This is a genomic window from Pseudomonas sp. REST10 (genome assembly GCF_029542605.1).
Lineage (GTDB): Bacteria > Pseudomonadota > Gammaproteobacteria > Pseudomonadales > Pseudomonadaceae > Aquipseudomonas > Aquipseudomonas khazarica.
Genome location: NZ_CP035677.1, coordinates 2,797,390 through 2,820,610 on the forward strand (window position 1 = coordinate 2,797,390; position 23,221 = coordinate 2,820,610).

Annotated in this window: 23 protein-coding genes, 1 tRNA gene and 1 pseudogene; 16 read left to right on the forward strand and 9 right to left on the reverse strand. The window is 62.2% G+C overall.

Going from position 1 to position 23,221, the window contains the following annotated elements:
- Positions 1-3: 3 nt before the first annotated feature.
- From EWH21_RS13240 to EWH21_RS13265, 6 genes are all read left to right on the forward strand, one after another.
- Positions 4-210, forward strand: a complete 207-nt coding sequence (locus tag EWH21_RS13240; RefSeq protein WP_277698534.1) for a major capsid protein — start codon at positions 4-6, stop codon at positions 208-210.
- A 142-nt stretch (positions 211-352) separates the two neighbouring features.
- A complete protein-coding gene (locus EWH21_RS13245; protein ID WP_277698535.1) occupies positions 353-2,023 on the forward strand; it encodes a virulence factor TspB C-terminal domain-related protein in 1,671 nt (556 codons plus the stop codon).
- 1 nt (position 2,024) lies between these two features.
- Positions 2,025-2,345 carry a DUF2523 domain-containing protein gene (locus EWH21_RS13250; protein WP_277698536.1) on the forward strand — a complete coding sequence of 107 codons (321 nt, stop codon included), beginning with the start codon at positions 2,025-2,027 and terminating at the stop codon, positions 2,343-2,345.
- Entirely contained in the window at positions 2,345-3,523 is a 1,179-nt protein-coding gene (locus EWH21_RS13255) for a zonular occludens toxin domain-containing protein (protein ID WP_277698537.1), read from the forward strand. Before EWH21_RS13250 ends, EWH21_RS13255 begins: the two co-directional genes overlap by 1 nt.
- Before the next feature lie 162 nt (positions 3,524-3,685).
- On the forward strand, positions 3,686-4,963 hold the full coding sequence (locus tag EWH21_RS13260; RefSeq protein WP_152488782.1) for a hypothetical protein: 1,278 nt from the start codon (positions 3,686-3,688) through the stop codon (positions 4,961-4,963).
- Complete coding sequence (locus tag EWH21_RS13265; RefSeq protein WP_152488783.1) at positions 4,963-5,952, forward strand: tyrosine-type recombinase/integrase; 990 nt, start codon at positions 4,963-4,965, stop codon at positions 5,950-5,952. Before EWH21_RS13260 ends, EWH21_RS13265 begins: the two co-directional genes overlap by 1 nt.
- On the opposite strand, the gene EWH21_RS13270 is transcribed toward EWH21_RS13265, so the two are convergent.
- From EWH21_RS13270 to EWH21_RS13280, 3 genes are all read right to left on the reverse strand, one after another.
- Complete coding sequence (locus EWH21_RS13270) at positions 5,935-6,645, reverse strand: PIN domain-containing protein (RefSeq protein ID WP_277698538.1); 711 nt, start codon at positions 6,643-6,645, stop codon at positions 5,935-5,937. The genes EWH21_RS13265 and EWH21_RS13270 overlap by 18 nt on opposite strands.
- A gap of 164 nt (positions 6,646-6,809) precedes the next feature.
- Positions 6,810-6,899 (reverse strand) — tRNA-Ser (locus EWH21_RS13275).
- Positions 6,900-6,991: 92 nt separating this feature from the next.
- Positions 6,992-7,210 carry a hypothetical protein gene (locus tag EWH21_RS13280; protein ID WP_037047623.1) on the reverse strand — a complete coding sequence of 73 codons (219 nt, stop codon included), beginning with the start codon at positions 7,208-7,210 and terminating at the stop codon, positions 6,992-6,994.
- Between the two features lie 185 nt (positions 7,211-7,395).
- Here EWH21_RS13280 and EWH21_RS13285 point away from each other — a divergent pair, with 185 nt between their 5' ends.
- Positions 7,396-8,085 carry a crotonase/enoyl-CoA hydratase family protein gene (locus EWH21_RS13285; protein ID WP_277698539.1) on the forward strand — a complete coding sequence of 230 codons (690 nt, stop codon included), beginning with the start codon at positions 7,396-7,398 and terminating at the stop codon, positions 8,083-8,085.
- An 87-nt stretch (positions 8,086-8,172) separates the two neighbouring features.
- Here EWH21_RS13285 and EWH21_RS13290 read toward each other — a convergent pair whose 3' ends face one another.
- On the reverse strand, positions 8,173-8,565 hold the full coding sequence (locus EWH21_RS13290; RefSeq protein ID WP_037047628.1) for a hypothetical protein: 393 nt from the start codon (positions 8,563-8,565) through the stop codon (positions 8,173-8,175).
- A gap of 152 nt (positions 8,566-8,717) precedes the next feature.
- Here EWH21_RS13290 and EWH21_RS13295 point away from each other — a divergent pair, with 152 nt between their 5' ends.
- The 9 genes and pseudogenes from EWH21_RS13295 to cobA all read left to right on the forward strand — a co-directional run bounded on the left by EWH21_RS13295 (position 8,718) and on the right by cobA (position 19,285).
- Positions 8,718-9,032, forward strand: a complete 315-nt coding sequence (locus EWH21_RS13295) for a hypothetical protein (protein WP_037047631.1) — start codon at positions 8,718-8,720, stop codon at positions 9,030-9,032.
- A gap of 314 nt (positions 9,033-9,346) precedes the next feature.
- Entirely contained in the window at positions 9,347-10,708 is a 1,362-nt protein-coding gene (locus EWH21_RS13300) for a CmpA/NrtA family ABC transporter substrate-binding protein (protein WP_277698540.1), read from the forward strand.
- Between the two features lie 52 nt (positions 10,709-10,760).
- Entirely contained in the window at positions 10,761-11,753 is a 993-nt protein-coding gene (locus tag EWH21_RS13305) for an ABC transporter permease (RefSeq protein ID WP_152488784.1), read from the forward strand.
- 15 nt (positions 11,754-11,768) lie between these two features.
- A complete protein-coding gene (locus EWH21_RS13310) occupies positions 11,769-12,563 on the forward strand; it encodes an ABC transporter ATP-binding protein (RefSeq protein WP_277698541.1) in 795 nt (264 codons plus the stop codon).
- Between the two features lie 97 nt (positions 12,564-12,660).
- Positions 12,661-13,350, forward strand: a complete 690-nt coding sequence (locus tag EWH21_RS13315) for a polysaccharide lyase family 7 protein (RefSeq protein WP_037047653.1) — start codon at positions 12,661-12,663, stop codon at positions 13,348-13,350.
- Between the two features lie 49 nt (positions 13,351-13,399).
- Entirely contained in the window at positions 13,400-13,846 is a 447-nt protein-coding gene (locus EWH21_RS13320; RefSeq protein ID WP_037047655.1) for a thioesterase family protein, read from the forward strand.
- A 677-nt stretch (positions 13,847-14,523) separates the two neighbouring features.
- Positions 14,524-15,729, forward strand: a pseudogene (locus EWH21_RS13325) (FAD-dependent oxidoreductase); the annotation flags it as partial.
- Between the two features lie 90 nt (positions 15,730-15,819).
- Entirely contained in the window at positions 15,820-18,531 is a 2,712-nt protein-coding gene (locus tag EWH21_RS13330; protein WP_277698542.1) for a nitrate reductase, read from the forward strand.
- 10 nt (positions 18,532-18,541) lie between these two features.
- Positions 18,542-19,285 carry a uroporphyrinogen-III C-methyltransferase gene (gene cobA, locus EWH21_RS13335; RefSeq protein WP_277698543.1) on the forward strand — a complete coding sequence of 248 codons (744 nt, stop codon included), beginning with the start codon at positions 18,542-18,544 and terminating at the stop codon, positions 19,283-19,285.
- A gap of 57 nt (positions 19,286-19,342) precedes the next feature.
- Here the strand turns inward: cobA and EWH21_RS13340 are convergent, their stop codons facing one another.
- The 5 genes from EWH21_RS13340 to EWH21_RS13360 all read right to left on the reverse strand — a co-directional run bounded on the left by EWH21_RS13340 (position 19,343) and on the right by EWH21_RS13360 (position 23,216).
- Positions 19,343-20,320, reverse strand: coding sequence for an OmpA family protein (locus EWH21_RS13340; protein ID WP_037047661.1), 978 nt, complete (start codon positions 20,318-20,320; stop codon positions 19,343-19,345).
- Positions 20,321-20,428: 108 nt separating this feature from the next.
- Positions 20,429-21,019, reverse strand: a complete 591-nt coding sequence (sigX, locus tag EWH21_RS13345; protein ID WP_152488789.1) for an RNA polymerase sigma factor SigX — start codon at positions 21,017-21,019, stop codon at positions 20,429-20,431.
- Between the two features lie 83 nt (positions 21,020-21,102).
- A complete protein-coding gene (locus EWH21_RS13350) occupies positions 21,103-21,927 on the reverse strand; it encodes a mechanosensitive ion channel domain-containing protein (RefSeq protein WP_037047666.1) in 825 nt (274 codons plus the stop codon).
- A 1-nt stretch (position 21,928) separates the two neighbouring features.
- Positions 21,929-22,174, reverse strand: coding sequence for a hypothetical protein (locus EWH21_RS13355; protein ID WP_047593145.1), 246 nt, complete (start codon positions 22,172-22,174; stop codon positions 21,929-21,931).
- A 55-nt stretch (positions 22,175-22,229) separates the two neighbouring features.
- Positions 22,230-23,216 carry a zinc transporter ZntB gene (locus tag EWH21_RS13360; RefSeq protein ID WP_152488790.1) on the reverse strand — a complete coding sequence of 329 codons (987 nt, stop codon included), beginning with the start codon at positions 23,214-23,216 and terminating at the stop codon, positions 22,230-22,232.
- Between the last annotated feature and the right edge of the window lie 5 nt (positions 23,217-23,221).

The window sequence follows — 23,221 nt, forward strand, 5'->3', positions numbered from 1 at the left end:
CCTATGCAACACCTGAAAACCCTGCGCCGTTCCCTCGGTGCTTCCGCCGCTGTTGGCCTGCTGGTCGTGCAGCAAGCCCACGCTGACCTGCCGACTGGCGTCACCGATGCCATCACTGGCGCCCAAACCGATGGCACTACCCTGGCCGGCCTCGTCCTCGCGGTGATCATCGCCATCGCTGCGTTCAAGTACATCCGCCGCGCGCTGTAAGGCGCGACCACCACAAGAAGCCCGGTAACTGGTTATCGGGCTTTTTCACATCGGGATTACACCATGTTCCTGGATGCCCACATGCTGACCACCATCATCATCGTCATGGCGTTCTGGACGTTGTTCTTTGGGCGGATTTGAGATGCGCCGGACACGCTTTTATATCGCGCTGGTTTTGCCGCTGCTGACGGTTTTCTATTCAGGGCTGGCCAGTGCTGAGGATTACTATTGGACTTACGGCACTACCGGTCTTCGCTTTTCTAGTCCATCTGATGCCTGTTCTGCCTTGACCGATGCTGGTGTGGCGTCCCGCGAACAGACAGCTGTTTATCGGCCTGTTACCGGTTCGTTCACGGTTAGTCGTATCAACGAAACTACCTATTCCTGCCGTTCTACCTTTTTATTGTCTAATAATCATGGCACTCAATACGGTAACACTGAGGTACACCGTTTAGGCGACTCGTGCCCGCCTGATCACACGCTCAACACTACCGATCCAAGCCAGCCCACATGTATTCCTCCTGAGCAGCAGTGCCCCGGCGACTCCACCCGCCAGCCTGACGGCTCCTGCGCCCTGGAGTGCGACGCACCCGACGTTCCCAACCATGTCACGATGACATGCGAGCCACCGCCGCTATGCCCGGAGGGGCAGTATTGGGACTTTGAAACCGAGTCCTGCAAGTGGCCTGAAGATGATCAGTGCCCGACCGGTAGTAACTGGTCGCCGTCTCTCAAGGACTGCGTTTGCGACGGCGACGGCGTGCTGTCCAACGCCCAGGGCTTTCGGATCTGCATGCCGCCTGCTGATGACGAATGCACCCCAGACAGCCCCGACTTCAAAGGCTATTACAACGGCTACACACCCTTCTGCTCGGGTGAATCACGCTGCCCACCCGGCACCACCTACGGCGCAGTTGGTAAGGGCGATTACATCGAGCACGTTTGCATCCCCAACCAGCCACCCGAAGACCCGGACTGCCCTGGTGGCACCCTCGGCAACATGGGTGGTGAAACCATCTGCGTTCCGCCATACAACCAAGAAGACCCTGATTGCCCCACCGGCTTCTCCGGCACGGTGAACGGGGAAAAGGTCTGCCAGCCAGATCCTGACGCGCCCCCAGAAGACAGCGATTGCAAGCCAGGCGAAACACCCGGTTATGTCGGCAGGGGCGACGAAATGAAGAAGGTCTGTGTGCCCGAGGGCTACAAGCCGGAAACCTGCAAGGCAGGCACTTACCCCATAAACAACGGCAGCGGCGGCTTTGCCTGTGTACCGGTCTCCGGTGGTGCTGGTCCTGGCGGCACCGACAACGGTAGCAATCCCAAACCCGGCACCGGTGACGGTGGTAAAGGTGACGGTGACGGCTCAACCGGCGGTGGTGGCGGAGGCAAGGATGGCGAAGAAGCCGAACCGACGCCTTCAACTGTTGGCGGTGAGTCCTGCGCAACCGAGCTGCGCTGCGAAGGCGATGCGATCCAGTGCGCCATTCTGCGCAAGCAAAAGGATCAGGTCTGCCAATGGAAATTCGACGGCGAAGTACAGGCCCAGGTCGAAGCCATCGTCAGCGGTCCCGGCTACCAGCTCGACGAAAAACAAGTGGGTGTCGGTTCACTCTTCAATGAAGCCTTGGGCCAAGGTCGTTGGCTGCCGAGTACCTGCCCTGCCCCGCGCAGCATCACCATCATGGGCCGTTCCTACAGCTTCGAATGGGAGCCGCTTTGCCACTTCGCTCAATCCATCGGCCCGCTGATCGTCGCCCTGGCCTCGATCTTCTTCGCCGTCTTCATCGGTCGCGGCATCAAAGGAGGCTGACATGCCATTACTACTTCCCCTGCTCGCCACCTTCCTCGGCTCCATCGTCGCGGGTCTGGCCTTTCGCGTACTCGCCTCGCTGGGCTTTGCCTACGTCGCCTATGTCGGTATCGGCCAACTGGTCGACACCGTGAAAAGCTACGTGCAAGGGCTGTTCAACGCCGTCCCGCATGAAGTCGCCGCCATTCTTGGCATGGCCAAGATTGATGTAGCGATCAACATCATGATCGCCGCCGTGATCGCCCGCTTGTTGCTCGCCGGCATGGACCGCGTAACCGGCACCATCACCGGCCTCGCCCTGCTCAACAAGGCGGGTGGCTGATGTTCGTCCTGCGCACCGGTCTGCAGGGTAACGGCAAGACCCTAAACACCATCAAGGAAGTGGACGCCAAAGCCGCGAAAGAAGGCCGCCCGGTCTACTACCACAACATCCGCGGCTTCGATCCCAACGCCGAAGTCCTGGAAGCGGTGTGGCAGGAATTCGACGAACCACAGAAATGGCACGAGCTACCGCAGAACGCCATGATCGTCATCGACGAAGCTCAGACCTTCTTCCGGGTGCGCCCTGCTGGATCTGCCGTACCGGCCTACGCCAGCGCCCTGGAGACCATGCGCCACCGGGGCCATGAACTGCACTGCATCACCCAGAACCCCGGCCTGATCGACACCCACTTCCGCAAGCTGTGCAACTCCCATATCCACTACGTACGCGGCCACAAGGGTAAGGTCATCAAGCGCTGGGAGTTCGAGCGCGTGAACATGGACGTCGAAAAGAAGAACGTCTTCAGCGACGGCCAGGCCACCCGCGTTCTGCTCGATAAGAAGTACTTCGGGGTTTACCAGTCCGTGGCCGAAGGCTCTGAACATCACATGAAGTTCAAGCCGCCTCGTGCGCTGTTTGTCTTCGGTGCCTGCGTCCTGATCATCGGCTACTTCGGCTATGGCCTGTATGAGCGCCGAATCGCGCCCAGCGAAACCACGCCCGAGGCCGTCGCGCCACAAGCACAAAGCGCTTCACCTCAGTCCTATAACGCCGTGCCACAAGGCCAGGGCGAAGCGGCGCCCATCAGCGAAGCGGAATATCTCGCCCTGCGGGTACCAAGGGTGCCGGACGTTCCCAGCTCCGCGCCCATCTATGACGAAGTCACCCGCCCGGTGACCTACCCGAAGCTGTCCTGCGTGTCCTCGTCAGATCCGTACTTCGTTGATCGCAACCGAGAGCGCCTAAGCGTCGGCTACATCAAGGGTCGGGTCCATGGCTGCCGCTGCAATACCCAGCAAGGCACCCGAGCGGTGGTGTCCTTCGAGTCCTGCATGGCCTACGTCAATGAAGGGGCCTTTGACCCGGCCAAGCCTGACCGACTGCCACCCCCACCCGAAGGCCAGATGATGCCTGGGCAACCGCCTGCCCTTTACGGCGATTCAACGCAGCCCCAGCAGCCCGCCAATGGAACGCGGGTAACGGTGGTGCCGCACCAGAAAGGCCGCTTCCTGTGGTGAGCCACGCACGCAAAGGGCAGCGGAACGCCATGCGCGGCGGTGTAGTTGCGTGCGAGGCACGAGCGCGCGTGTGCGCCGCCGTGCGGGCGCTGACGTCCCTGTAGCACGTCAGATAAACCAAGGTTAAACGTGTCAATTCGGCACTATTTGGAGCATTAGAAAATGGCAGTTAAAGACCAACTCCGTGTGAACCGTGAGTTCAAGGAAACGCCAACCGGACGCCTGTTCTTTGACCATCAGTCAGCCCGCATAACCGACCTGTCCAACGTCCGAATCCTGGCCTGCAGCGTCGATACCGTCCGCCAGTTGTATCGTGGCCTTATCCGTCCGGGAATCATGTGTCTGTTCGACAAGCCAGGGACCATCGTTGATTTCGCTGGCCAGCGCTGGCACTCGGGTCGCGTCAGCAAGGATTCTGGCTACCAGTACAAGCTCCAGAACGCAGACCTGGGCTTTATCCTGCTGGTGAAGAACTTCAACGCCAAAATCGAGAACATCGGCCCACACCTGAAAATCGAAGTGTCACCGCATGCCATCGATACCTTCTCACCTGAGCGCCTACAAGAGCGCCTGGACTACTACGCCAGCCACGTGCTCACCAACGTCGAGCGCAACCAATGCGCAGTCCACCTCGCGCTAGACCTCCAGGGCTGGCAACCGCCCGCCGATCTGGTCGCCCGCATGCACTGCCGCGCACGCGCTGCCCGTGACATTTCTGGCATCAAGGAAATTCAATGGACGCTGGAGTCGGCCACCTACGGCAAGGGCCAGTCCTACCTGTTCGGCTCAGCGGGAGGCGTCCAGCTCGGGATCTACAACAAGACCGAACAGGCCCGGGCCATCGACAAACTCGACTACTGGGAAGGCGTCTGGAGACGTCGCGACAGCTTCGATGAAACCGACCCGGACAACTACAACCCGGAGCAAGACGTCTGGCGTGTCGAGCTGCGTTACCACCACTCGATCATCCAGCAATTCGCCTCGGGATCGTTCGACCTGCAGACCGGTTCGACCATCCAGACCGACAGCTATGCCGCCTTCGCCCCGCACTTGGACGGCCTGTGGCGCTATGGCCTGCGCCAGTTCAAGTTGCTGGCTCGCCCTGGCTATTTCGAACCCATCTGGACGCTGATTCGCGAAGACGTGCGCGTGGATCTGCCGGTGGATTCCCTGGTCGATGAAACCGAGTACAAGCGCCAGTACAAGACGTCTCGCGGCTTCTCGGGGAAGAACGTCGAGCTATTCCTGGGAAACTTCGTCAGCCTGCTGGCACGGGAGCGAGTGGGCGCTAGAAAGGCTTTCTACCGGCTCAAGGATTGGGAGTGCTGGCCGGTGATCCGCGATCACTATGCCGCCAAGGGCATGGATGAAGACGGGCTGTACAAGCACATCAAGGGCATCCTCGAAGAACGGCATGTCAGGTGGGGTCGGGCTGTCTGATGGCTATCGAGCAACTGCCTGACGGTCGCTGGAAAGTCGATGTAGAACCCATCAAGGGCCGGCGCTTCCGCAAGACCTTCAAGACCAAGAGTGACGCCCAGCGCTTCGAAGCCACCTGCCGGGCCAAGTGCATCGAGTCGCCTGCCTGGACACCCAAGCCGAAAGATCGTCGCCGCCTCTCCGAACTCTGCACCCGCTATCACGAGCTGCACGGCCATGCCCTGGCTGACGGCGCTGCGATACTCCGCACCCTACAGAATCTGGCCAAGGATCTGGGCGATCCGATAGCGATCAACCTGACCGGCAACGCCTTCTGTGAAACCCGAAGCGCACTGATCAAGGCAGGCATCCAGGGCAAGACGCTGAACAACCGGCTCGGCTACCTGAAAGCACTCTTCAACGAGCTGCACCGCCTGGGCGATATCGACTACCCGAACCCGTTGGCCAACGTCCGCCCGCTACGCCTGCAGGAACGCCCTATCTCGTTTCTCTCGACCTGCCAGATAGCCGAGCTGCTCGATGCTCTCGATGATCGCACCACCAGTCCGGGTATCGGCCTGATCGCTCGCGTCTGTCTGAGTACGGGTGCCCGCTGGGGAGAAGCCCAGGCGCTGACACCTGAGCGAGTGCGAAACGGCATGGTGACCTTTGCCAACACCAAGTCGAAGCGAACCCGGTCGATTCCGATCGATAAAGCGCTAGAGAAGGCTCTACATCTCTACTTCAAGCGCCACGGCCTGTTCACCAACTGCATGCTGACTTTCAGCCGCGTGCTGGAAAAGACCTCGATCAAGCTCCCGGCCGGCCAGGCCACGCACGTGCTGCGGCACACCTTCGCCAGTCACTTCGTCATGCGGGGCGGGAACATCCTGACGCTACAGAAGATCCTGGGGCATACGTCGCTGGCGATGACCATGCGCTATGCGCACCTGTCGCCAGACCATTTGCAGGATGCTTTGACGCTCAATCCGTTATTTCCCACTCGGTAATGCGTAAGACACCTTCGCACCAGCCTCTTTCACCAGGCCTCGCTGACGCAAGACCTTGTAGATCTGCTCTATCTCACTAAGAGCGCGCTCTTTGCCGAGCTTAGAATGAATGGTGTTCATCAACGTTTTTATCGTTCGTGGCTTTGAAGCCTTCCTGGCGATCAGATCTGCGACCACCAGCTTGATAAGAGCATCTTGGTTTTTATCCGCCGCCTTTGATGGCGAGGCCTTTACCGGCTCAGGCTTTTTAGGCTGGCTAGGCGCAGGTTTTGGTGGATTAGGCGTAGCGGCCTTCTGAGACGGGTTAGGCGTAGCAAGAGTCGCAGCGAAGCAAGGCATTTGCTCGATGCTCTCTGATCTAACAACCGTCAGTCCCTTCGATTTCAGATGTTTGATCAGCGGATCAAAGCCTTTGTCTTTGGAGATTATGTGGTAGTAGCCCACTGGATCCGCCGCCGACAAAACACCTAGGTAGTACGTGATGTGGAAGTCCAGGGCGTTAGCGCCTGGCGTATCCATCTGGATGTACTCAGCTCGGTCATGAAGCCGATGGATTGCAGTCACAAGGTCAGTGGGCAGCTTCGAATTATTTGGCCCGAGAAAAACACGCAGCTTGAAATGCTCCGGCTGCAGCAAGCGTAGCGAGGTAGCCTGCACATTCTCGTAGTCGATAAATACGTAATTGACCCGCATCCTGATCCGCCTCACGTCCATTGAGCTGGCATTCTGAAACAAGAAGCGGCACGTCTGAAAGACAGAAAGCTGGCATTTCGACACTTTTTCGACACTTGCCGAAAGCCAGAAAGCAAAAAGCCCCGAAAACTTGTTAGCTTTCAGGGCTTTAGGTATTGCGAAAGTGGCGGTGAAGAAGAGATTCGAACTCTTGATACGGTTTCCCGTATACACACTTTCCAGGCGTGCTCCTTCAACCACTCGGACACTTCACCGGATCTCGACGTTTTGGCGTGTAGCCCGTCGAGGTGCGCTAATGTAGTCGAATGTTTTACGAATGGCAAATTTTTTTAAAGGATTCATGCGCTTAAGAGCGCAAGCGGTTTTCCTCGGGCTCGCCGGAGGGTGTTTCGTCGAAACGGATGTGGCCAAACAGCAGAAAACCGAGGGATAGGAACAGCCCGATGCCGAACAGCATCAGGACGCCGGACGGGCTGCGCAGATAGAGGCTGTCGCTGAGCACGACGGCTGCCAGCAGCAAGCCGAGCACGGCAATCAGATAGAGGGTGGAGTAAAGGCTGTTCATGGGCGCTCCTCGGATATGCGGTCTACCTTAAATGTCAGCCGCCATGCACGACCAATTGCCATTCGGCATCGCCGCGATAGGCAGAAACACTGACCAGCCGGTCAGTCACAGCGCTTTACCAGAGCGGTTCGGCTGAGTACCTTCTGCCCACATTCAGCCCCGCGACGCCAACAAGGAAAACTGCCATGAGCGACCTGATCAGCTATCAACTCGAAGATGGCATCGCCACCCTGACCCTGAGCAATGGCAAGGTGAACGCCATCTCCCCTGACGTGATCGCTGCCTTCAATGCCGCACTCGACCGTGCGGAACAGGATCGCGCCATCGTCATCATCACAGGCCAGCCAGGCATCCTCTCCGGCGGCTACGACCTGAAGGTGATGACCTCCGGCCCGCAGAACGCCGTCAACCTGGTGGCGGCAGGTTCCACGCTGGCGCGGCGCATGCTCGCTCACCCCTACCCGATCATCGTCGCCTGCCCAGGCCACGCCGTGGCCAAAGGCGCGTTCATCCTGCTGTCTGCCGATTACCGCATCGGTGTCGAAGGCCCGTTCAACATTGGCCTGAACGAAGTGCAGATCGGCATGACCATGCACCATGTCGGCATCGAACTGGCACGTGATCGCCTGCGCAAGTCGGCATTCCACCGCTCGGTGATCAATGGCGAAATGTTCGACCCGGCAGGCGCGCTGGATGCAGGCTTCCTGGACAAGGTCGTACCCGGCGAGCAGCTGCTGGCTACCGCCCAGGCCGCAGCCCTGCAGATGAAGAAGATCAACATGACCGCGCACAAGAACACCAAGCTGAAGGTGCGCAAGGCCTTGCTGGAAACGCTCGATGCCGCCATCGAGATGGACAAGCAACACCTGATGTAGTCCCCACGAAGGACTCACGCTGCAAAAGAAAACGCCGCGACTTCTATAGTCGCGGCGTTTTTTTGTGCCCTGATCGAGGCGCCTTGCTCAGCTGGAGTAATCCAGTGCGGTCCAGGCGCGGCTCAAGCCCTGCGCCAGCACGCAGTCAGGATTGCTCAACTGCTCGTTGAACGCTGCTGGCAGCAAGGTCGTGTCGCCTTCCGCCATGCCGTGCCGCTCGGTCAACCACTGCAGCTTGCCGCAGTTGGGCGTTTCGATGACATAACTGGCCGCGATATTGGAGTGGGGGCTCGGCAGACGGACCACATCCAGCACCCTGCCCGCCTCTTCGACCCGGCGGCCATTGGACACCAGCACCGCCCAGGCCTGCTCGCCCTCTATGACCAGGTAAGCGCCATTGGCCTGAGGCCGTTCGACCTGAGGTTGGGCGCATCCGCTCAGCAGGACCAATAGCACAATCGTCATCAGCATCTGTTGCATTGCCAATACCCCTTGCAAGGTGCTCGCTTCGCAGAGTGAGCAGGTTGTCGTCGCCGGAATGAGGCCACTATCACCCAATACTGTTTATTTGTACAGTGTTTTTCGATTACCCTATTGGGCAGGTAAACGATCGACTGCACAGGAGCGCCACCATGCTGGACGTACTACAGCTGAAACACCGAGTGAACCGCATGCCGCTGGAACGCGTACGCGACATGGTCGATGAGCTGTTGCTCGAAGGCATCGTCACGGAGAACCGCACGCCCTTCAATCGTCAGCACTTCAATACCTGCTTCGCTGAAATCGAGGCCCTGTTGCAGCGTGCCGGCTACCACCGTCAGCTCGATGTGGTCGGTTACCAGGGCCTTGCCTATGCGCTGTTCGACCCAGCCCGCTGGGAGGCCGTCGAGGTGCTGCACTGGCTGCGTGACTTCGTTGAACTGAAACAACAGCAATCCTGTCACTGAGGCGCGCGCCACGCTCCGAAATCGGCCAGCGATCATCCTGCTGCACAGTCTTTGGGCAGTCCGCAGCAGGATCGAACACCTTGACGGAGCCGCCACTGAAGAGCCAGGTCCTTGAAAGATATGGATTTATCCGTATCCCAGGGCAGCCACGACGAAAGCTGGCAAAGGCCTTGCTAAGGAAACCCTGACCACGCTCCAGATCGCCAACGGCGGCGATTCGGGCACACCGACAAAGACGTCAAAGACTCCTCGTTGCCATCGGCAGCAGGTTGTCTGCGACGTCTTTTTTCGTTTCTGTCAGTCGAGGAAATGCCATGCTCCATCGCCTATCGCCCCGCCGCCTGTCTTCGCTGGGTCTTGCCCTGGGTCTGCTGAGCGCGCCGTTGCTGCACGCCGCCGAACCGGAGAAAGCCGAACTGAAACTGGGGTTCATCAAGCTCACCGACATGGCGCCGCTGGCCATTGCCTATGAGAAGGGCTACTTCGAGGACGAAGGGCTGTATGTCACGCTCGAGGCGCAAGCCAACTGGAAGGTGTTGCTGGACCGGGTGATCGACGGCGAACTGGACGGCGCGCACATGCTCTCCGGCCAGCCACTGGGGGCCACCATCGGCTTCGGCACCAAGGCGGATGTGGTCACGGCCTTCACCATGGACCTCAATGGCAATGCCATCACGGTTTCCAACGAGGTCTGGCAGGCGATGAAGCCACAGGTGCCAATGGCCGATGGCAAACCCGTGCACCCGATCAAGGCCGACGCGCTCAAGCCGGTGATCGAGCAGTACGCCGCCGCCGGCAAGCCCTTCAACCTGGGCATGGTGTTCCCGGTGTCGACGCACAATTACGAGTTGCGCTACTGGCTCGCGGCTGGCGGTATCAACCCCGGTTACTACGCCCCGAACAAGGGCGACATCAGCGGCCAGATCGATGCCCAGGCGCTGCTCTCGGTGACGCCGCCACCGCAGATGCCGGCGACACTCGAAGCCGGCACCATCAGCGGTTACAGCGTCGGCGAACCCTGGAACCAGGCAGCCGTGTTCAAGGGTATCGGCGTGCCGGTGGTGGCCGACTACGCGATTCGCAGGAACATGTCGGAGAAGGTCTTCGGCGTCTCGCGCAACTGGGCGCAAGCCAATCCGGAGACTCACAAGCGCCTGATCAAGGCGCTGATCCGCGCCGGCAAATGGCTGGATGCGGACGACAACGCGAATCGCGCCGAGGCGGTGGAGATTCTCTCGCGTCCGGAGTACGTCGGCGCCGATGCCAAGGTCATCGCCAACTCGATGACCGGCACCTTCGAATTCGAGAAAGGCGACAAGCGCGAGGTTCCGGACTTCAACGTGTTCTTCCGCTACCACGCCACCTACCCCTACTACTCCGACGCCATCTGGTACCTGACGCAGATGCGTCGCTGGGGGCAGATTGCCGACGCCAAGCAGGACGACTGGTACGTGCAAACGGCCAAGCGCGTGTTCCTCCCGGAGATCTATCGCCAGGCCGCTGCCGAGCTGGTCGCCGAAGGCCACGCGCAGGCCAGCGATTTCCCGCCGGCCGATGAGGATGGCTTTCGTGAACCGCTGGCCGACACCATCGACGGCGTGGTCTATGACGGCCATCAGCCCAACGCCTACCTGCAGCAGTTCAGCATCGGCCTGAAAGGCGACCGCACGCTCTAAGCCACCAGCGGCCGCGCCTGGTCGCGGCCTCAACCGACCCGAGGACAGGACGATGAGCAACCCGAACGTCGCCACTCCGATTCAGCAGACCCTCAAGACAGCGCGTCACAGCGCCTTGCTCAAGCGCCTGGCCAGCAGCCTGATCCTGCCGGCACTGGGCATCGCCCTGTTCCTGCTGTGCTGGCAGGGGCTGGCCAATCACATCCAGACCAGCCTGGGGCAATTTCCCGGCCCGCTGCAGGTCAGCGAACAGTTCTCCGGGCTGATCGCTGCCCATCAGCGCGAGCAGGAGAAGGCGGCCGCGTTCTACCAGCGCCAGGACGAACGCAACGCCAGGCTGCTGGCCAGCAATCCGGCCGCCGAGGTGAAGATCCGCCCCTACACCGGCAAGCCGACCTTCATCCAGCAGATCTTCACCAGTCTCTATACCGTGGCGGCCGGGTTCGTCATCGCCTCGCTGGTGGCCATCCCCCTGGGCATCGTCTGCGGCCTCAGCAAATCGCTGTACAGCGCGCTCAACCCGCTGATCCAGGTGTTCAAGCCGGTATCGCCACTGGCCTGGCTGCCGTTGGTGACCATGCTGGTCAGCGCCTTGTATGTCAGTGACGATCCGCTGTTCGCCAAGTCGTTCCTGACCTCGGCCTTCACCGTCGCGCTGTGCTGCCTGTGGCCAACGGTGATCAACACCACGGTGGGCGTGGCCGGCATCGACAAGGACCTCAACAACGTCAGCAAGGTGCTGCGCCTGTCGCCGCTCAGCCATGTGCGGCGCATCGTTCTGCCGGCGGCGCTGCCGATGATCTTCACCGGTCTGCGCCTGTCGCTCGCCACTGGCTGGATGGTGCTGATCGCCGCCGAGATGCTCGCGCAGAACCCGGGGCTGGGCAAATTCATCTGGGACGAGTTCCAGAACGGCAGCTCCAATTCACTCGGGCGGATCATGGTGGCGGTGATCGTCATCGGCCTGATCGGCTTTGCCCTCGACCGTCTGATGCTTCTGCTCCAGCGCCTGTTCAGCTGGGACAAGAACGCCGTACTGCGCTGACCCAGGAGAACCGCCATGAGCCACGCCCACCTCGAACTGACCAATGTCGGCATCGATTTCCCCACCGATAAAGGCCTGTTCCGTGCCCTGCAGAACGTCAATCTGAAGATCGCCAAGGGCGAGTTCGTCTCGCTGATCGGCCATTCCGGTTGTGGCAAGTCCACCGTATTGAACATCGTCGCCGGGCTTCATCAGGCCACGGCCGGCGGCATCATCCTCGATGGCCGGGAAGTCAACGAACCCGGTCCCGAGCGCGCCGTGGTGTTCCAGAACCACAGCCTGCTGCCCTGGCTGACCTGTTACGAGAACGTCGAACTGGCCGTACGCCAAGTGTTTCGCAGACAGAAGACGCGCGCGGAGATGCGTGACTGGATCGAACACAACCTGGCCCTGGTGCACATGACGCACGCGTGCGACAAACGCCCCGGCGAGATATCCGGCGGCATGAAGCAGCGCATCGGCATCGCGCGCGCCCTGGCCATGCAGCCCAAGGTGCTGCTGATGGACGAGCCGTTCGGAGCGCTCGACGCCCTCACCCGCGCGCACCTGCAGGATTCGCTGATGGAGATTCACGCTGAACTGGGCAACACGGTGATCATGATTACCCACGACGTGGACGAAGCCGTGCTGCTGTCCGACCGTATCGTGATGATGAGCAACGGCCCGGCGGCCACCGTCGGTGAAATCCTCCAGGTCGATCTCGAGCGGCCTCGGCAGCGCATGGCGCTGGCGCACGACAGCCAGTACCACACCTACCGGGCCGCGGTGCTGGAATTCCTCTACCAGCGTCAGCAGCGCCCTGCGGCCTGACGTGGCTCTGCCGCGCCGGCTCGAGGGTCGGCGCGGTTGAACCTCTGGCCCGTGAGGGGGACGAAGAAGTGCCTTCAACCGACGAGCAGAGAGTCCCGTGCTAGATCTCACCACCTGGAACCTGTCGATTCCCACCGACCCGACGCCGACCACCATCAGTACCGAGCGCCTGAACAATGGTTACGAGAGCCGCTACTTCCGGCGCAACGCCGACGGCAGCGTGACCTTCTGGGTACCGGTGACCGGCTCACGCACGGCCGATGCCCGCTACCCGCGCAGCGAGCTGCGCGAAACCCTGCGTGACGGCAGCCTCGACAACTGGCTGCACGCCAGTTCAGACAGCTACCTGAGCGCGGTGCTGCAGGTCGACCAGGTGCCGAGTCGCAACAAGGTGGTGATCGGGCAGATCCACAGCACGGACGTACCCGGCAGCCAGAACGATCCGCTGCTCAAGCTGCAGTATCACTACCTTCGCGGTGTCGGCCGCATCGAACTGCTGCTGCGCGCCCGGCCGGGCGACAGTGAAGTGAAGAACATCCTGCTGGCCGAGAACGTGCAACTGGGCGAGCGCTTTGGCTACGACCTGCGCGTCACCCCCAGCGGGCGCATCGGCATCAGCGTGTCCAGCACGGACGGCGATGCTGGCTCCTACTACCGCCAGTTGAGCAGCAGCTGGGACACCCAGTACCTCTACTTCAAGGCAGGCGCCTATATCCAGGACAACTCGGGGCCGGACAGCGAAGGCGGTCGTGTGACCTTCTACCACCTCAACAGCTTGCACCGATGAGCTGGCCAGGCGCTTACAATCGCCACTTTCCCCCGACAGTGACACGATCATGGCGCGCCTGACCCTCGATTTTCCCGAAGACCAGTACTGCTACAGCACCCATCTCACCGTTCGCGTTACCGACATCAACGGCGCCAACCACCTGGGCAACGACTCGATGATCTCGATGATTTCCGAGGCCCGTGCACGCTTCCTGTTCGAATTCGGCATCCGCGAGAGCGACGGCAATGGCGTGGGCATCATCGTCACCGACCTGGCGACGACCTACCGCGCCGAGGCGCATGCACGCGACCAGTTGCTGTTCGAAGTGGGCGTCATGGACTTCAACAAGTACGGCGGCGATATCACCTTTCGCATCACCCGCCCTGCCGACGGCACGCTGGTGGCCATGGCCAAGTCCGGCTTCGTGTTCTTCGATTACCGTCAGTCGAAGGTCGTGCAGATGCCGCAGGAATTCGGCGCCAAGTTCCCCAAGGTCAATCGCGTGGTCGGATAACTGACCTGTTGGCGTGACAGTTGCTGAATCCTCTGCTACGCCTTAGGGCATAACGATAAACAGCCTGTCATGCCAGGTTCATCGACGAATCGGCAGCATGCCAGGCTGACCTTGGGAGGAACCGCAATGCCAGCCATACGCAAGCGCGCTCAACGCACGGCTCTGATCGCCAGCCTCTCGGCCTGGTCCCTGCTCGCACTGCCTCTGCCTACGCACGCCACTTCGGCATCGGCGAGTGCGTTCTCCGGAGTCGTCGCAGCACTGGCAAGTCCGTCGCGCCAGGTCGAATCGATTCGCTGAAGCCAACGGCGCCGCGCACCAGATCAGCGCATCCGGCGTTGAAACAGTGCACCCACGCCACGAGGCGGGCCACCACCCTGCCCTGAAACGCCCGACAGCAGCGGCTCGGGCGACTTGGCACAAGCGCTGCATTGCTGACGACACAACTTGATCAAAGCGCGACGCTCAACGAAGAGCGCCGCACTTCCCGGAGACTCGGGACTTGGACAAAGGCGTCCTCGCTAGGTAACTAGCGGGACGCCTTTTTTTGTTGCCTGTCATTCCTGGCGACAACCTTCCGAGTCCGGCGAGCGGCAAACCGCTCCCGGCAAGTTGCTTACCCTGGCACGCCCGGTGGGCAGCCAGCGTTACGTGATGGCGCATTCGGGAGAACCGGCGTGGAAAGACTCAAGCTGGTGATGATCGGCAACGGCATGGCAGGTGTACGCACCCTTGAGGAGCTGCTCAAGCTGGCGCCGGGGCTGTATGACATCACCGTGTTCGGCGCCGAACCTCGGCCCAACTACAACCGCATCCTGCTGTCGCCGGTGCTGGCTGGCGAGCAGGGCTTCGAAGACATCATTCTCAACGACCTTGACTGGTATGCGAAGAACGGCGTCCGCCTGCAACTGGGGCGCAAAGTGGTGAAGATCGATCGCCAGGCACGCCGGGTACTGGCCGATGACGGCAGCCAAGCGCCCTACGACCGCCTGCTGATCGCCACCGGCTCCAGCCCGTTCATCCTGCCGATCCCCGGCAACCGGCTCGACGGGGTCATCGGTTACCGCGACATGGCCGATGCACGCTTGATGATGGACACCGCCAGGACCCATCGACATGCCGTGGTCATCGGTGGCGGCCTGCTCGGCCTCGAGGCCGCCAATGGCCTCAAACTACGCGGCATGCAAACGAGCGTGGTGCACATCGGCGAATGGCTGCTGGATCGTCAGCTGGATCGAAGCGCCGCAGCGCTGCTGCAGACGTCGCTGCAGGCGCGGGGGCTGAATCTGCTGCTGGGCAGGCAGACCGCCGAGCTGCTGGACAACGGTGCCGGCCGCGTGCGCGCCGTAAAACTCGCGGATGGCCAGGAAATCCCCGCCGACCTGGTGGTGATGGCTGCCGGCATCCGCCCCAACATCGAACTGGCGCAGAGCGCCGGCCTTGCCTGCAATCGCGGCATCGTCGTCGACGACACGCTGCAGACCTACGACCCGCGCATCTACGCCATCGGCGAATGCGCCGCTCATCGCGGCGTCGCCTATGGCCTGGTGGCACCGCTCTACGAACAGGCCAGGGTCTGCGCCAATCACCTGGCACAGCTGGGTTTCGCGCGCTACCCGGGCTCCGTGACAGCCACCCGGCTCAAGGTCACCGGCATAGAGCTGTTCTCGGCCGGCGACTTCATGGGCGCGCCCGGCACCGAGAGCATCACGCTCCGCGACCCGTTCAACGGCATCTACAAGAAACTGGTGATCGAGGATGACCTGCTGGTCGGTGCCTGCCTGTACGGCGACACCGCCGATAGCGCCTGGTATCTGCGGCTGATCCACGAGAAACGCCACATCGGCGAGCTCCGCGACGCACTGATGTTCGGTGAACTCGCGACACGCAGCCAGTCCGCCCACAGCCAGACCCGCGAGCCCACCAGGCAATGCGCCTGAGCGGCCCGGCGGCCGCCGCAAGGAGTGTCAGCAATGACCAGCCACCATGTCACCGCCTCCACCTGCTGCTATTGCGGCGTCGGCTGCGGAGTACTGATCGAACACGACGGCGCACGGATTCTCGGCGTCAGCGGTGATCCGGAGCATCCTGCCAACTACGGTCGACTGTGTAGCAAGGGTTCGACCCTGCACCTGACCGGCGACCTCGATGCCCGCGCACTCTACCCCGAGCTGCGCCTGGGCAAGAGCCTGGCACGCTCGCGCACGGACTGGGACAGCGCGCTGGATCATGCCGCCACGGTATTCGCCGAGACCATCCGCCAGCACGGCCCCGACAGCGTCGCGTTCTACATATCCGGGCAGCTGCTCACCGAGGACTACTACGCCTTCAACAAGCTGGCCCGCGCGGTGGTCGGCACCCACAACATCGACTCCAACTCGCGCCTGTGCATGAGTTCTGCCGTCGTCGGCTACAAGCGCAGCCTCGGCAGCGATGCGCCGCCCTGCTCCTACAGCGACATCGAGCAGAGCGACTGCCTGCTGATCGCCGGGTCCAACATGGCCTACGCCCATCCCGTGCTGTTCCGTCGCCTGGAGGAGGCCAAGGCCAGACGCCCACAGATGAAGATCATCGTCGTCGACCCCCGGCGTACCGAGACCTGCGAGCTGGCCGACCTGCACCTGGCGCTGCAGCCGGGCAGCGACGTCGCGCTGTTTCACGGCATCCTCCATGTGCTGCTGCAGGAAGGCTGGATCGATCGGCACTTCATCGACGCGCATACCGAGGGCTTCGCCGCCCTGGAGCGACATGTACGCGACTATACGCCGGCCAGGGTCGCGGAGCTCTGCCAGATCAGCCGCGCCGACCTGCTCACCTGCGCGCGCTGGATCGGTCAGTCGCCGAGCTTCCTCTCGCTGTGGTGCATGGGGCTGAACCAGTCCAGCGCCGGCAGTGCCAAGAACAGCGCACTGATCAACCTGCACCTGGCCACCGGGCAGATCGGCAAGGCCGGTGCCGGGCCCTTCTCCCTCACCGGCCAGCCGAATGCCATGGGCGGCCGTGAGACCGGCAGCCTGAGCAATCTGCTGCCGGGACACCGCGATGCGGCCAACCCCGAGCACCGTGCCGAAGTGGCCGCCTACTGGGGCATCGAACAGCTGCCGAGCACTGCAGGCCTGCCCGCCATCGAGCTGTTCGATGCGCTGCACGCCGGGCGCATCAAGGCGCTGTGGGTCGCCTGCACCAACCCAGCCCAGTCGCTGCCCAACCAGCACAGGGTGCACGAGGCCCTGGCCGCCTGCCCGTTCGTGGTGGTCCAGGAAGCCTTTCGCCACACCGAGACCTGCGAGCATGCCGACCTGCTGCTGCCCGCCGCCAGCTGGGGCGAGAAGGAAGGCACGGTGACCAATTCCGAGCGCCGCGTCAGCCATGTGCGCCCTGCCGTGCCGGCCCCGGGCCAGGCTCGCGCCGACTGGTCGATCACCTGCGACTTCGCCCGCCGCCTGGAAAAGCGCCTGCACCCCGAACGCCCCAGCCTGTTCGACTTCAGCAGCGCCGAGGCCTTGTTCGAGGAATACAAATCACTGAGCCGAGGGCGCGACCTCGACCTGTCCGGGCTAAGCTACGCACGCCTGGACGAACAGGGCCCGCAGCAGTGGCCATTTCCGCCCGGCGCTGATCAAGGCACCACCCGCCTCTACACGGATGGCCGCTTCCCGCACGACTCCGGCCGCGCCCGCTTCCATGCCGATCCCTACCTGGCGCCCCAGGAGCCCTGCACTCCCGACTACCCGCTGATCCTCAATAGCGGGCGCCTGCGCGACCAGTGGCACGGCATGAGCCGCACCAGCACGGCCTCCCGCCTGTTCGGTCATGTCGAAGCCGCGACACTGAGCCTGCACCCCGAAGACCTGCAACGCCGCCAGCTGCAGGACGGCGACCTGATCACACTCAGCAGCCGCCGCGGCAGCCTGATCCTGCCGGTACAGGCAGACGATGCCCTGCGACCTGGCCAGGCCTGGCTGCCTATGCACTGGGGCAAGCGATTTCTCAAGGGACTGGGGAGCAACGCACTGACCCTGCCCGCCGTCGATCCGCTGTCCAGACAGCCCGAGCTCAAGCATGCCTGCGTCGAAGTCAGCAAGGCCGAGCTGCCCTGGCGCCTCGTCGCGCTGGTCGAGGGCGAGGTGCAGAACCGCTTGCAGACCCTGCGCCCACTGTTCGAGGCGTTCGCCTACGCCAGCCTGGTACCGACCGGCCGCGAACGACCGGCACTGCTGATCCGTGCAGCCAGTGCCGAGCCCCCTGCCCCGGAGCTGCTCGAGCGGATCGATCAGCTGCTGCAGCTCAGCAGCGGACCGATCCTGGCCTATGACGACCCGAGCCGATCCATCAGCAAGCGCGTACGCCTGGACGACGGCCGAATCGCCGGTTTCCGGCTGGCCGGCGAAACGCTCGCCGGCCAGTGGCTACGCAGCGTGTGGCAGGACGGGCGACTCGCAGGCGATCAGCAGCGCTGGCTGCTCGCCCCCCTGTCGGCGCCACCCGGCAACGTCAGTGCAGCGCCCAGCAAGGTCCTGTGCAATTGCCTGAACGTCAGCGAGGCCAAGGTCCGCGCCGGCATTGCCAGCGGTCTCGACCTGGATGACCTGAAGCAGGCGCTCGGTTGCGGCACCAGCTGCGGCTCCTGCGTCCCCGAAATCAAGCGCCTGCTGGCCACCCGGCCAGTCGCGCAAACCCTGTGAGGAACCTGACATGAGTGCAAAAGTCTGGCTGGTAGGCGCAGGCCCCGGTGACCCGGAGCTGCTCACCCTCAAGGCGGTCAAGGCACTGCGGCAGGCCGAGATCGTCCTGATCGACGATCTGGTCAACCCGGCCGTGCTCGAACACAGCCACGCAGCGCGCATCATCCCGGTGGGCAAGCGTGGCGGATGCCGCTCCACGCCGCAGGCCTTCATTCATCGCCTGATGCTGCGTTATGCCCGCCAGGGCAAATGCGTGGTACGCCTGAAAGGTGGCGACCCGTGCATCTTCGGCCGCGGCAGCGAAGAAGCGGGCTGGCTGGCCGCACGTGGCATCGAGGTGGAGATCGTCAATGGCATCACCGCCGGCCTGGCAGGCGCGACCAGCTGCGGCATCCCCCTGACCCTGCGTGGCACGGCCCGTGGCGTGACCCTGCTGACCGCCCACACCCAGGACGACAGCGCATTGAACTGGGCCGCGCTGGCGCAGAGCGGCACGACGCTGGTGATCTACATGGGCGTGGCGAAACTGGCGGACATCCGCACGGGACTGCTCGCCGGTGGCATGCCGGGCGAGATGCCGGTGGCGATGATCGAGAGCGCCTCGCTACCTCAGCAGCGCGAATGCCGCAGCCGCCTCGCCAGCATCCTCGACGATGCGGCAGCCTTCGCCCTGAAGAGCCCGGCGATCCTGGTCATCGGCGAGGTCGTGCAGCAACGTGCCACGCTGGATCTTGCGCAGCTGGCGCACGGATGAGCGCGCAGAAAAAGAAAAACCCGGCCGAAGCCGGGTTTTCTCAGAGCGCCAGATGCATTACTGCTTGATCTGGGCTTCCACTTCGGCTTCAACGCGACGGTTGATGGCGCGGCCGGAGTCGCTGGCGTTGTCGGCAACCGGGCGAGTCTCGCCGTAGCCAACAGCGTTCACGCGCTCACCGTCCACACCGTACTGGTTGACCAGCACGTTACGCACGGCGTTGGCACGACGCTCGGACAGACCCTGGTTGTAAGCATCGCTACCGACGGAGTCGGTGTGACCTTCGACGGTGGTGGTGGTCTGCGGGTACTGGTTCATGAAGTCAGCCAGGTTCTTGATGTCACCGTAGCTTTCTTCTTTCACGCGGTCCTTGTCGAAGTCGAACTTGACGTCCAGCTCGACACGAACGGTTTCCATGGCCGGTTCCGGAGCAGGCTCGGGAGTCGGCTCGACAGCGGCGACGACCGGAGCCGGAGCCGGCTTGCTGCCACCACCGAAGTTCAGACCCACACCGACGCCGGCTTGCCACTCGGTGTCGCCCTGGTCGATGTTGTACAGAGCGTCCACGCCAGCGCGGGCATAGAACATCTCGGTGAAGTAGTACTTGGCGCCAGCGCCTGCGATAGCCAGGGTGGAGTGGTTACGACCACTGCCGTTGGCGTCGCCGATGCTCTGATGACCGAAACCGGCAGACACGTACGGACGCAGACCGGCAGTCGGCTGGCCGAAGTGGTAGATGGCCTTCAGGTCGGTCAGGTTGCCCTTGATGTTCTTGCTACCGGCAGAACCTTCGCCACGCAGGTCGTGGTACTCGCCATAGGACAGTGCCAGTTCGACATCGTCGGTCAGGTAGTAGCCGATGCTGCCGCCGAACAGGTTGCCTTCGTCGTGAGCGAAGTCACGCTGAGAGTCGGCGAAGTAGCGATTGACGAAACCCTCCACCTCGACAGCGCCTTGGCCTTGCGCCAGCGCGCCGAAGGAAGTTGCGGCAACGATAGAGCCAATCACAACGCCCAAGGTGTTTTTTACTTTCATCCGTTAAATCCCCATCTTGGTGGTTAGTCAGTTGCCAGGTAAATCAGTCGGCAACTTGGCGGCGATTTTATCAGGTCTCGCCATCCCCTTAGTGGTCGGAAAGCTGAACTAAGTTTCGGAAGTTTCCGAAAATTTATCCCGCAACCGATCCAATGCTCGCTTGTAGCGCATCTTCGTCGCGCTCAAGCCCATGTGCATGATGTCTGCAATCTCTTGAAACTCGAGTTCTGCAACAAAACGCAACACGAGAATCTCTCGGTCGATCGGATTGACATGGACCAGCCAGCGGTCCAGACCGCCTCGCTCCTCGACCTTGGGAGTCTTTTCGTCGGACGCTTCTTCAAGTGGGTCCAAACTTAAGGCGTCAATCAATCGACGCTTACGCCGCTCTTTTCGATACTGCGTAATGCACTCGTTGTAGGTAATGCTGTACAGCCAGGTCTTGAACTTGGACTTGCCTTCGAAGTTCTTCAGGCCATAGAGCACTTTAAGCATGACTTCCTGACAGACATCATCAGCGTCCCTTTCGTTCCCTAAATAACGTGCGCACACATTGAATAACGTGCGCTGGTAGCGACGCATCAGCTCTTCGTAAGCACGCGTGATGTGAAACAGCTCGTCGTGGGCGCGCGTCACCAGCTCTTCATCGGTGAGCTCGCGGGGGTCGTAGCGCTTGGGCAGTGGCTGAGCTTTGTTCAAAACGGGTCGGGCCGACGGTCAGGACGAAAAGTGCCCGACAGGTCACACCTTGCCGGGCAGCTACATAAAATAACAGATTGGCGTCAGCGACTGTTCACGCGTTGCTCGAGCATCACTCGATTCGCGACGGATACCAGCTCACCGCTGTCGGTGAGCAAGGTGGTTTTCACCGTGCCGATCTCTTCGATCTGCCCTTCGACATCACCCACCTGCACTTGTTGCCCGACCTGGTACAACTCGCGCACATAAATGCCTGCCAGAATCTGGCTGGCGATATCCCGACTGCCCAGGCCCAGGGCCAGTGCAACCGCCAGCCCGACGGAAATCAGGACGATGGCGATGACGTTGTTGAGCAGGTCGGTCTTGACTTCCAGCTGACCGATGGCCACGGAGATGCTGATGATGATCACCAGGCCCTGGGCCACGCGGCCAAGACCGTGCGCGTACTCCAGACCCACGCCTTCTGCGGCGCCACGCACCAGGCTGCTGACCAGTTGTGCCAGCAGCACGCCGGCGAGCAGCACCAATGCGGCACCGAACACCTTGGGCAGGTACAGTGCCAGCACGTCGAGCGTGGCGGACACGCGTTGCAGGCCGAGGGACTCCGCGGCCGAGACCAGGAAGATCAGCAGCACGAACCAGTAGACGATCTTGCCGATCAGGGTCGACACCGAGGCGTGAATGCCCACGCGGGCCAGCATCTTGGTCAGGCCGGTGCCGGTCATCAGGCGATCAAGGCCGACCTTGCCCAGCAGCTTGGACAGCAGGGTATCAAGCAGCTTGGCGACGACGAAGCCGAGCAGCACCAGCACCAGCGCAACGAACAGGTTGGGAATGAAGCCGGCAACCTTGGTCCAGAGTGCGGTCATCGCGGAAATCAGGCTTTGGGTCCAGGGGTCGAGTTCCATTTCAATCAGCCTTATCAGCAGCAGCAGAGGATTGGGTACGGCGCGAAACCGGCGCCACATGCGCCGAACCGTTGTTCAGGGCGATCATCAAGGCCTGTGCCCAGTGCCCCATCAGGCTGAACAGATCGCCCGCACCGACTTGCCGGTTGGCGGTCTTGAGAACCCGGTGCAGACAGGCATCGTCGTCATGGCTGGACGGCGAGGACTTGAGCAAATCGCGTAGAGATTCTTCAAATGGATCGTGCATGCGCACCTCACGGGATGTCACGGCTAGACGTCATGGCCGGGCAATGAGTCACACATCACAGCCAGCGCCAGCGGCGGAAAAGCAACAACTGCCCCACCGCCAGCAGCAGCATCAGGCCGCAGGCGACGAAGAAACCGGTGGGATTGTCAGCCCCCGGAATGCCGCCGACGTTGATGCCCAGCAGCCCGGTCAGGAAGCTCAGCGGCAGGAACAGGCCGGTAATCACCGTGAAGCGGTACATGATCCGATTCATGCGCTCGCCAAGCCGGCTGCTTTCCGCCTCGAGCACCAGGCCGACCCGCTCACGGATCAGCTCCAGTTCCTCCAGGTAACGCGTCAGCCTGTTGTTGAGCTCGTTCCAGTAGTCATCGTCGTCCTCGACGAACCACGGCTGCTTGTTGCGTGCCAGCTGCGCATACAGGTCACGCTGCGGCGCCAGGAACCGGCGCAGGCTGGCAGCACGTCGGCGCACCTGCAGCATCAGGCCGTGATCCGGGCGGTAGCATTCATCTTCGTCGAGACGGTCTTCCTCGTCATCGAGTTGCTCGCTCAGCTCGGTCACCAGATCGTCGACGCGACTGGTCAGGTGGCGCGCCAGCTCCAGCAGCAGCTCGGAGGAGGTTCTGGGGCCCTTGCCGGCCTGCAGATCGGCGATCAGCGCGTCGGTCGCCAGCAGCGGGCGCAGACGCAGGGAGATGATGCGCCTGGCATCGGCGAAGATGCGCACCGAGACCATGTCCTCCGGCTCGGCTCCTGGGTTGCGGTTGATACCCCGCAGAAACACCAGCAGCTCATGGTCCGGTAAGGGCAGCAGGCGCGGCCTGGTGTTCTCCTCCAGCAGCAGGTCGCAGCTGAATTCGTCCAGCCCGCTGCTCTCGCGCAGCCAGCGCTGCGCCTGCTCCTGGCTACGATCCCAGTGCAGCCAGAGGCTTTCCTGCTCGGCCAGTTGCAGGCTGTCCAGCTGGCTGCGCTCGATGCTGCGCGCACCGCCCTGCCCGTCGAGCACGAAGGCATGCAGCAGCGCGGCAGTCGGCCCCGGCATCGCAC

Excerpts from the sequence above, each read along its gene's own strand:
- EWH21_RS13240 (WP_277698534.1), top strand. The coding sequence starts at position 4 with ATGCAACACCTGAAAACCCTGCGCCGTTCCCTCGGTGCTTCCGCCGCT.
- EWH21_RS13245 (WP_277698535.1), top strand. The coding sequence starts at position 353 with ATGCGCCGGACACGCTTTTATATCGCGCTGGTTTTGCCGCTGCTGACG.
- EWH21_RS13250 (WP_277698536.1), top strand. The coding sequence starts at position 2,025 with ATGCCATTACTACTTCCCCTGCTCGCCACCTTCCTCGGCTCCATCGTC.
- EWH21_RS13255 (WP_277698537.1), top strand. The coding sequence starts at position 2,345 with ATGTTCGTCCTGCGCACCGGTCTGCAGGGTAACGGCAAGACCCTAAAC.
- EWH21_RS13260 (WP_152488782.1), top strand. The coding sequence starts at position 3,686 with ATGGCAGTTAAAGACCAACTCCGTGTGAACCGTGAGTTCAAGGAAACG.
- EWH21_RS13265 (WP_152488783.1), top strand. The coding sequence starts at position 4,963 with ATGGCTATCGAGCAACTGCCTGACGGTCGCTGGAAAGTCGATGTAGAA.
- EWH21_RS13270 (WP_277698538.1), bottom strand. The coding sequence starts at position 6,645 with ATGCGGGTCAATTACGTATTTATCGACTACGAGAATGTGCAGGCTACC.
- EWH21_RS13280 (WP_037047623.1), bottom strand. The coding sequence starts at position 7,210 with ATGAACAGCCTTTACTCCACCCTCTATCTGATTGCCGTGCTCGGCTTG.
- EWH21_RS13285 (WP_277698539.1), top strand. The coding sequence starts at position 7,396 with ATGAGCGACCTGATCAGCTATCAACTCGAAGATGGCATCGCCACCCTG.
- EWH21_RS13290 (WP_037047628.1), bottom strand. The coding sequence starts at position 8,565 with ATGCAACAGATGCTGATGACGATTGTGCTATTGGTCCTGCTGAGCGGA.
- EWH21_RS13295 (WP_037047631.1), top strand. The coding sequence starts at position 8,718 with ATGCTGGACGTACTACAGCTGAAACACCGAGTGAACCGCATGCCGCTG.
- EWH21_RS13300 (WP_277698540.1), top strand. The coding sequence starts at position 9,347 with ATGCTCCATCGCCTATCGCCCCGCCGCCTGTCTTCGCTGGGTCTTGCC.
- EWH21_RS13305 (WP_152488784.1), top strand. The coding sequence starts at position 10,761 with ATGAGCAACCCGAACGTCGCCACTCCGATTCAGCAGACCCTCAAGACA.
- EWH21_RS13310 (WP_277698541.1), top strand. The coding sequence starts at position 11,769 with ATGAGCCACGCCCACCTCGAACTGACCAATGTCGGCATCGATTTCCCC.
- EWH21_RS13320 (WP_037047655.1), top strand. The coding sequence starts at position 13,400 with ATGGCGCGCCTGACCCTCGATTTTCCCGAAGACCAGTACTGCTACAGC.
- EWH21_RS13330 (WP_277698542.1), top strand. The coding sequence starts at position 15,820 with ATGACCAGCCACCATGTCACCGCCTCCACCTGCTGCTATTGCGGCGTC.
- cobA (WP_277698543.1), top strand. The coding sequence starts at position 18,542 with ATGAGTGCAAAAGTCTGGCTGGTAGGCGCAGGCCCCGGTGACCCGGAG.
- EWH21_RS13340 (WP_037047661.1), bottom strand. The coding sequence starts at position 20,320 with ATGAAAGTAAAAAACACCTTGGGCGTTGTGATTGGCTCTATCGTTGCC.
- EWH21_RS13350 (WP_037047666.1), bottom strand. The coding sequence starts at position 21,927 with ATGGAACTCGACCCCTGGACCCAAAGCCTGATTTCCGCGATGACCGCA.
- EWH21_RS13355 (WP_047593145.1), bottom strand. The coding sequence starts at position 22,174 with ATGCACGATCCATTTGAAGAATCTCTACGCGATTTGCTCAAGTCCTCG.
- EWH21_RS13360 (WP_152488790.1), bottom strand. The coding sequence starts at position 23,216 with ATGCCGGGGCCGACTGCCGCGCTGCTGCATGCCTTCGTGCTCGACGGG.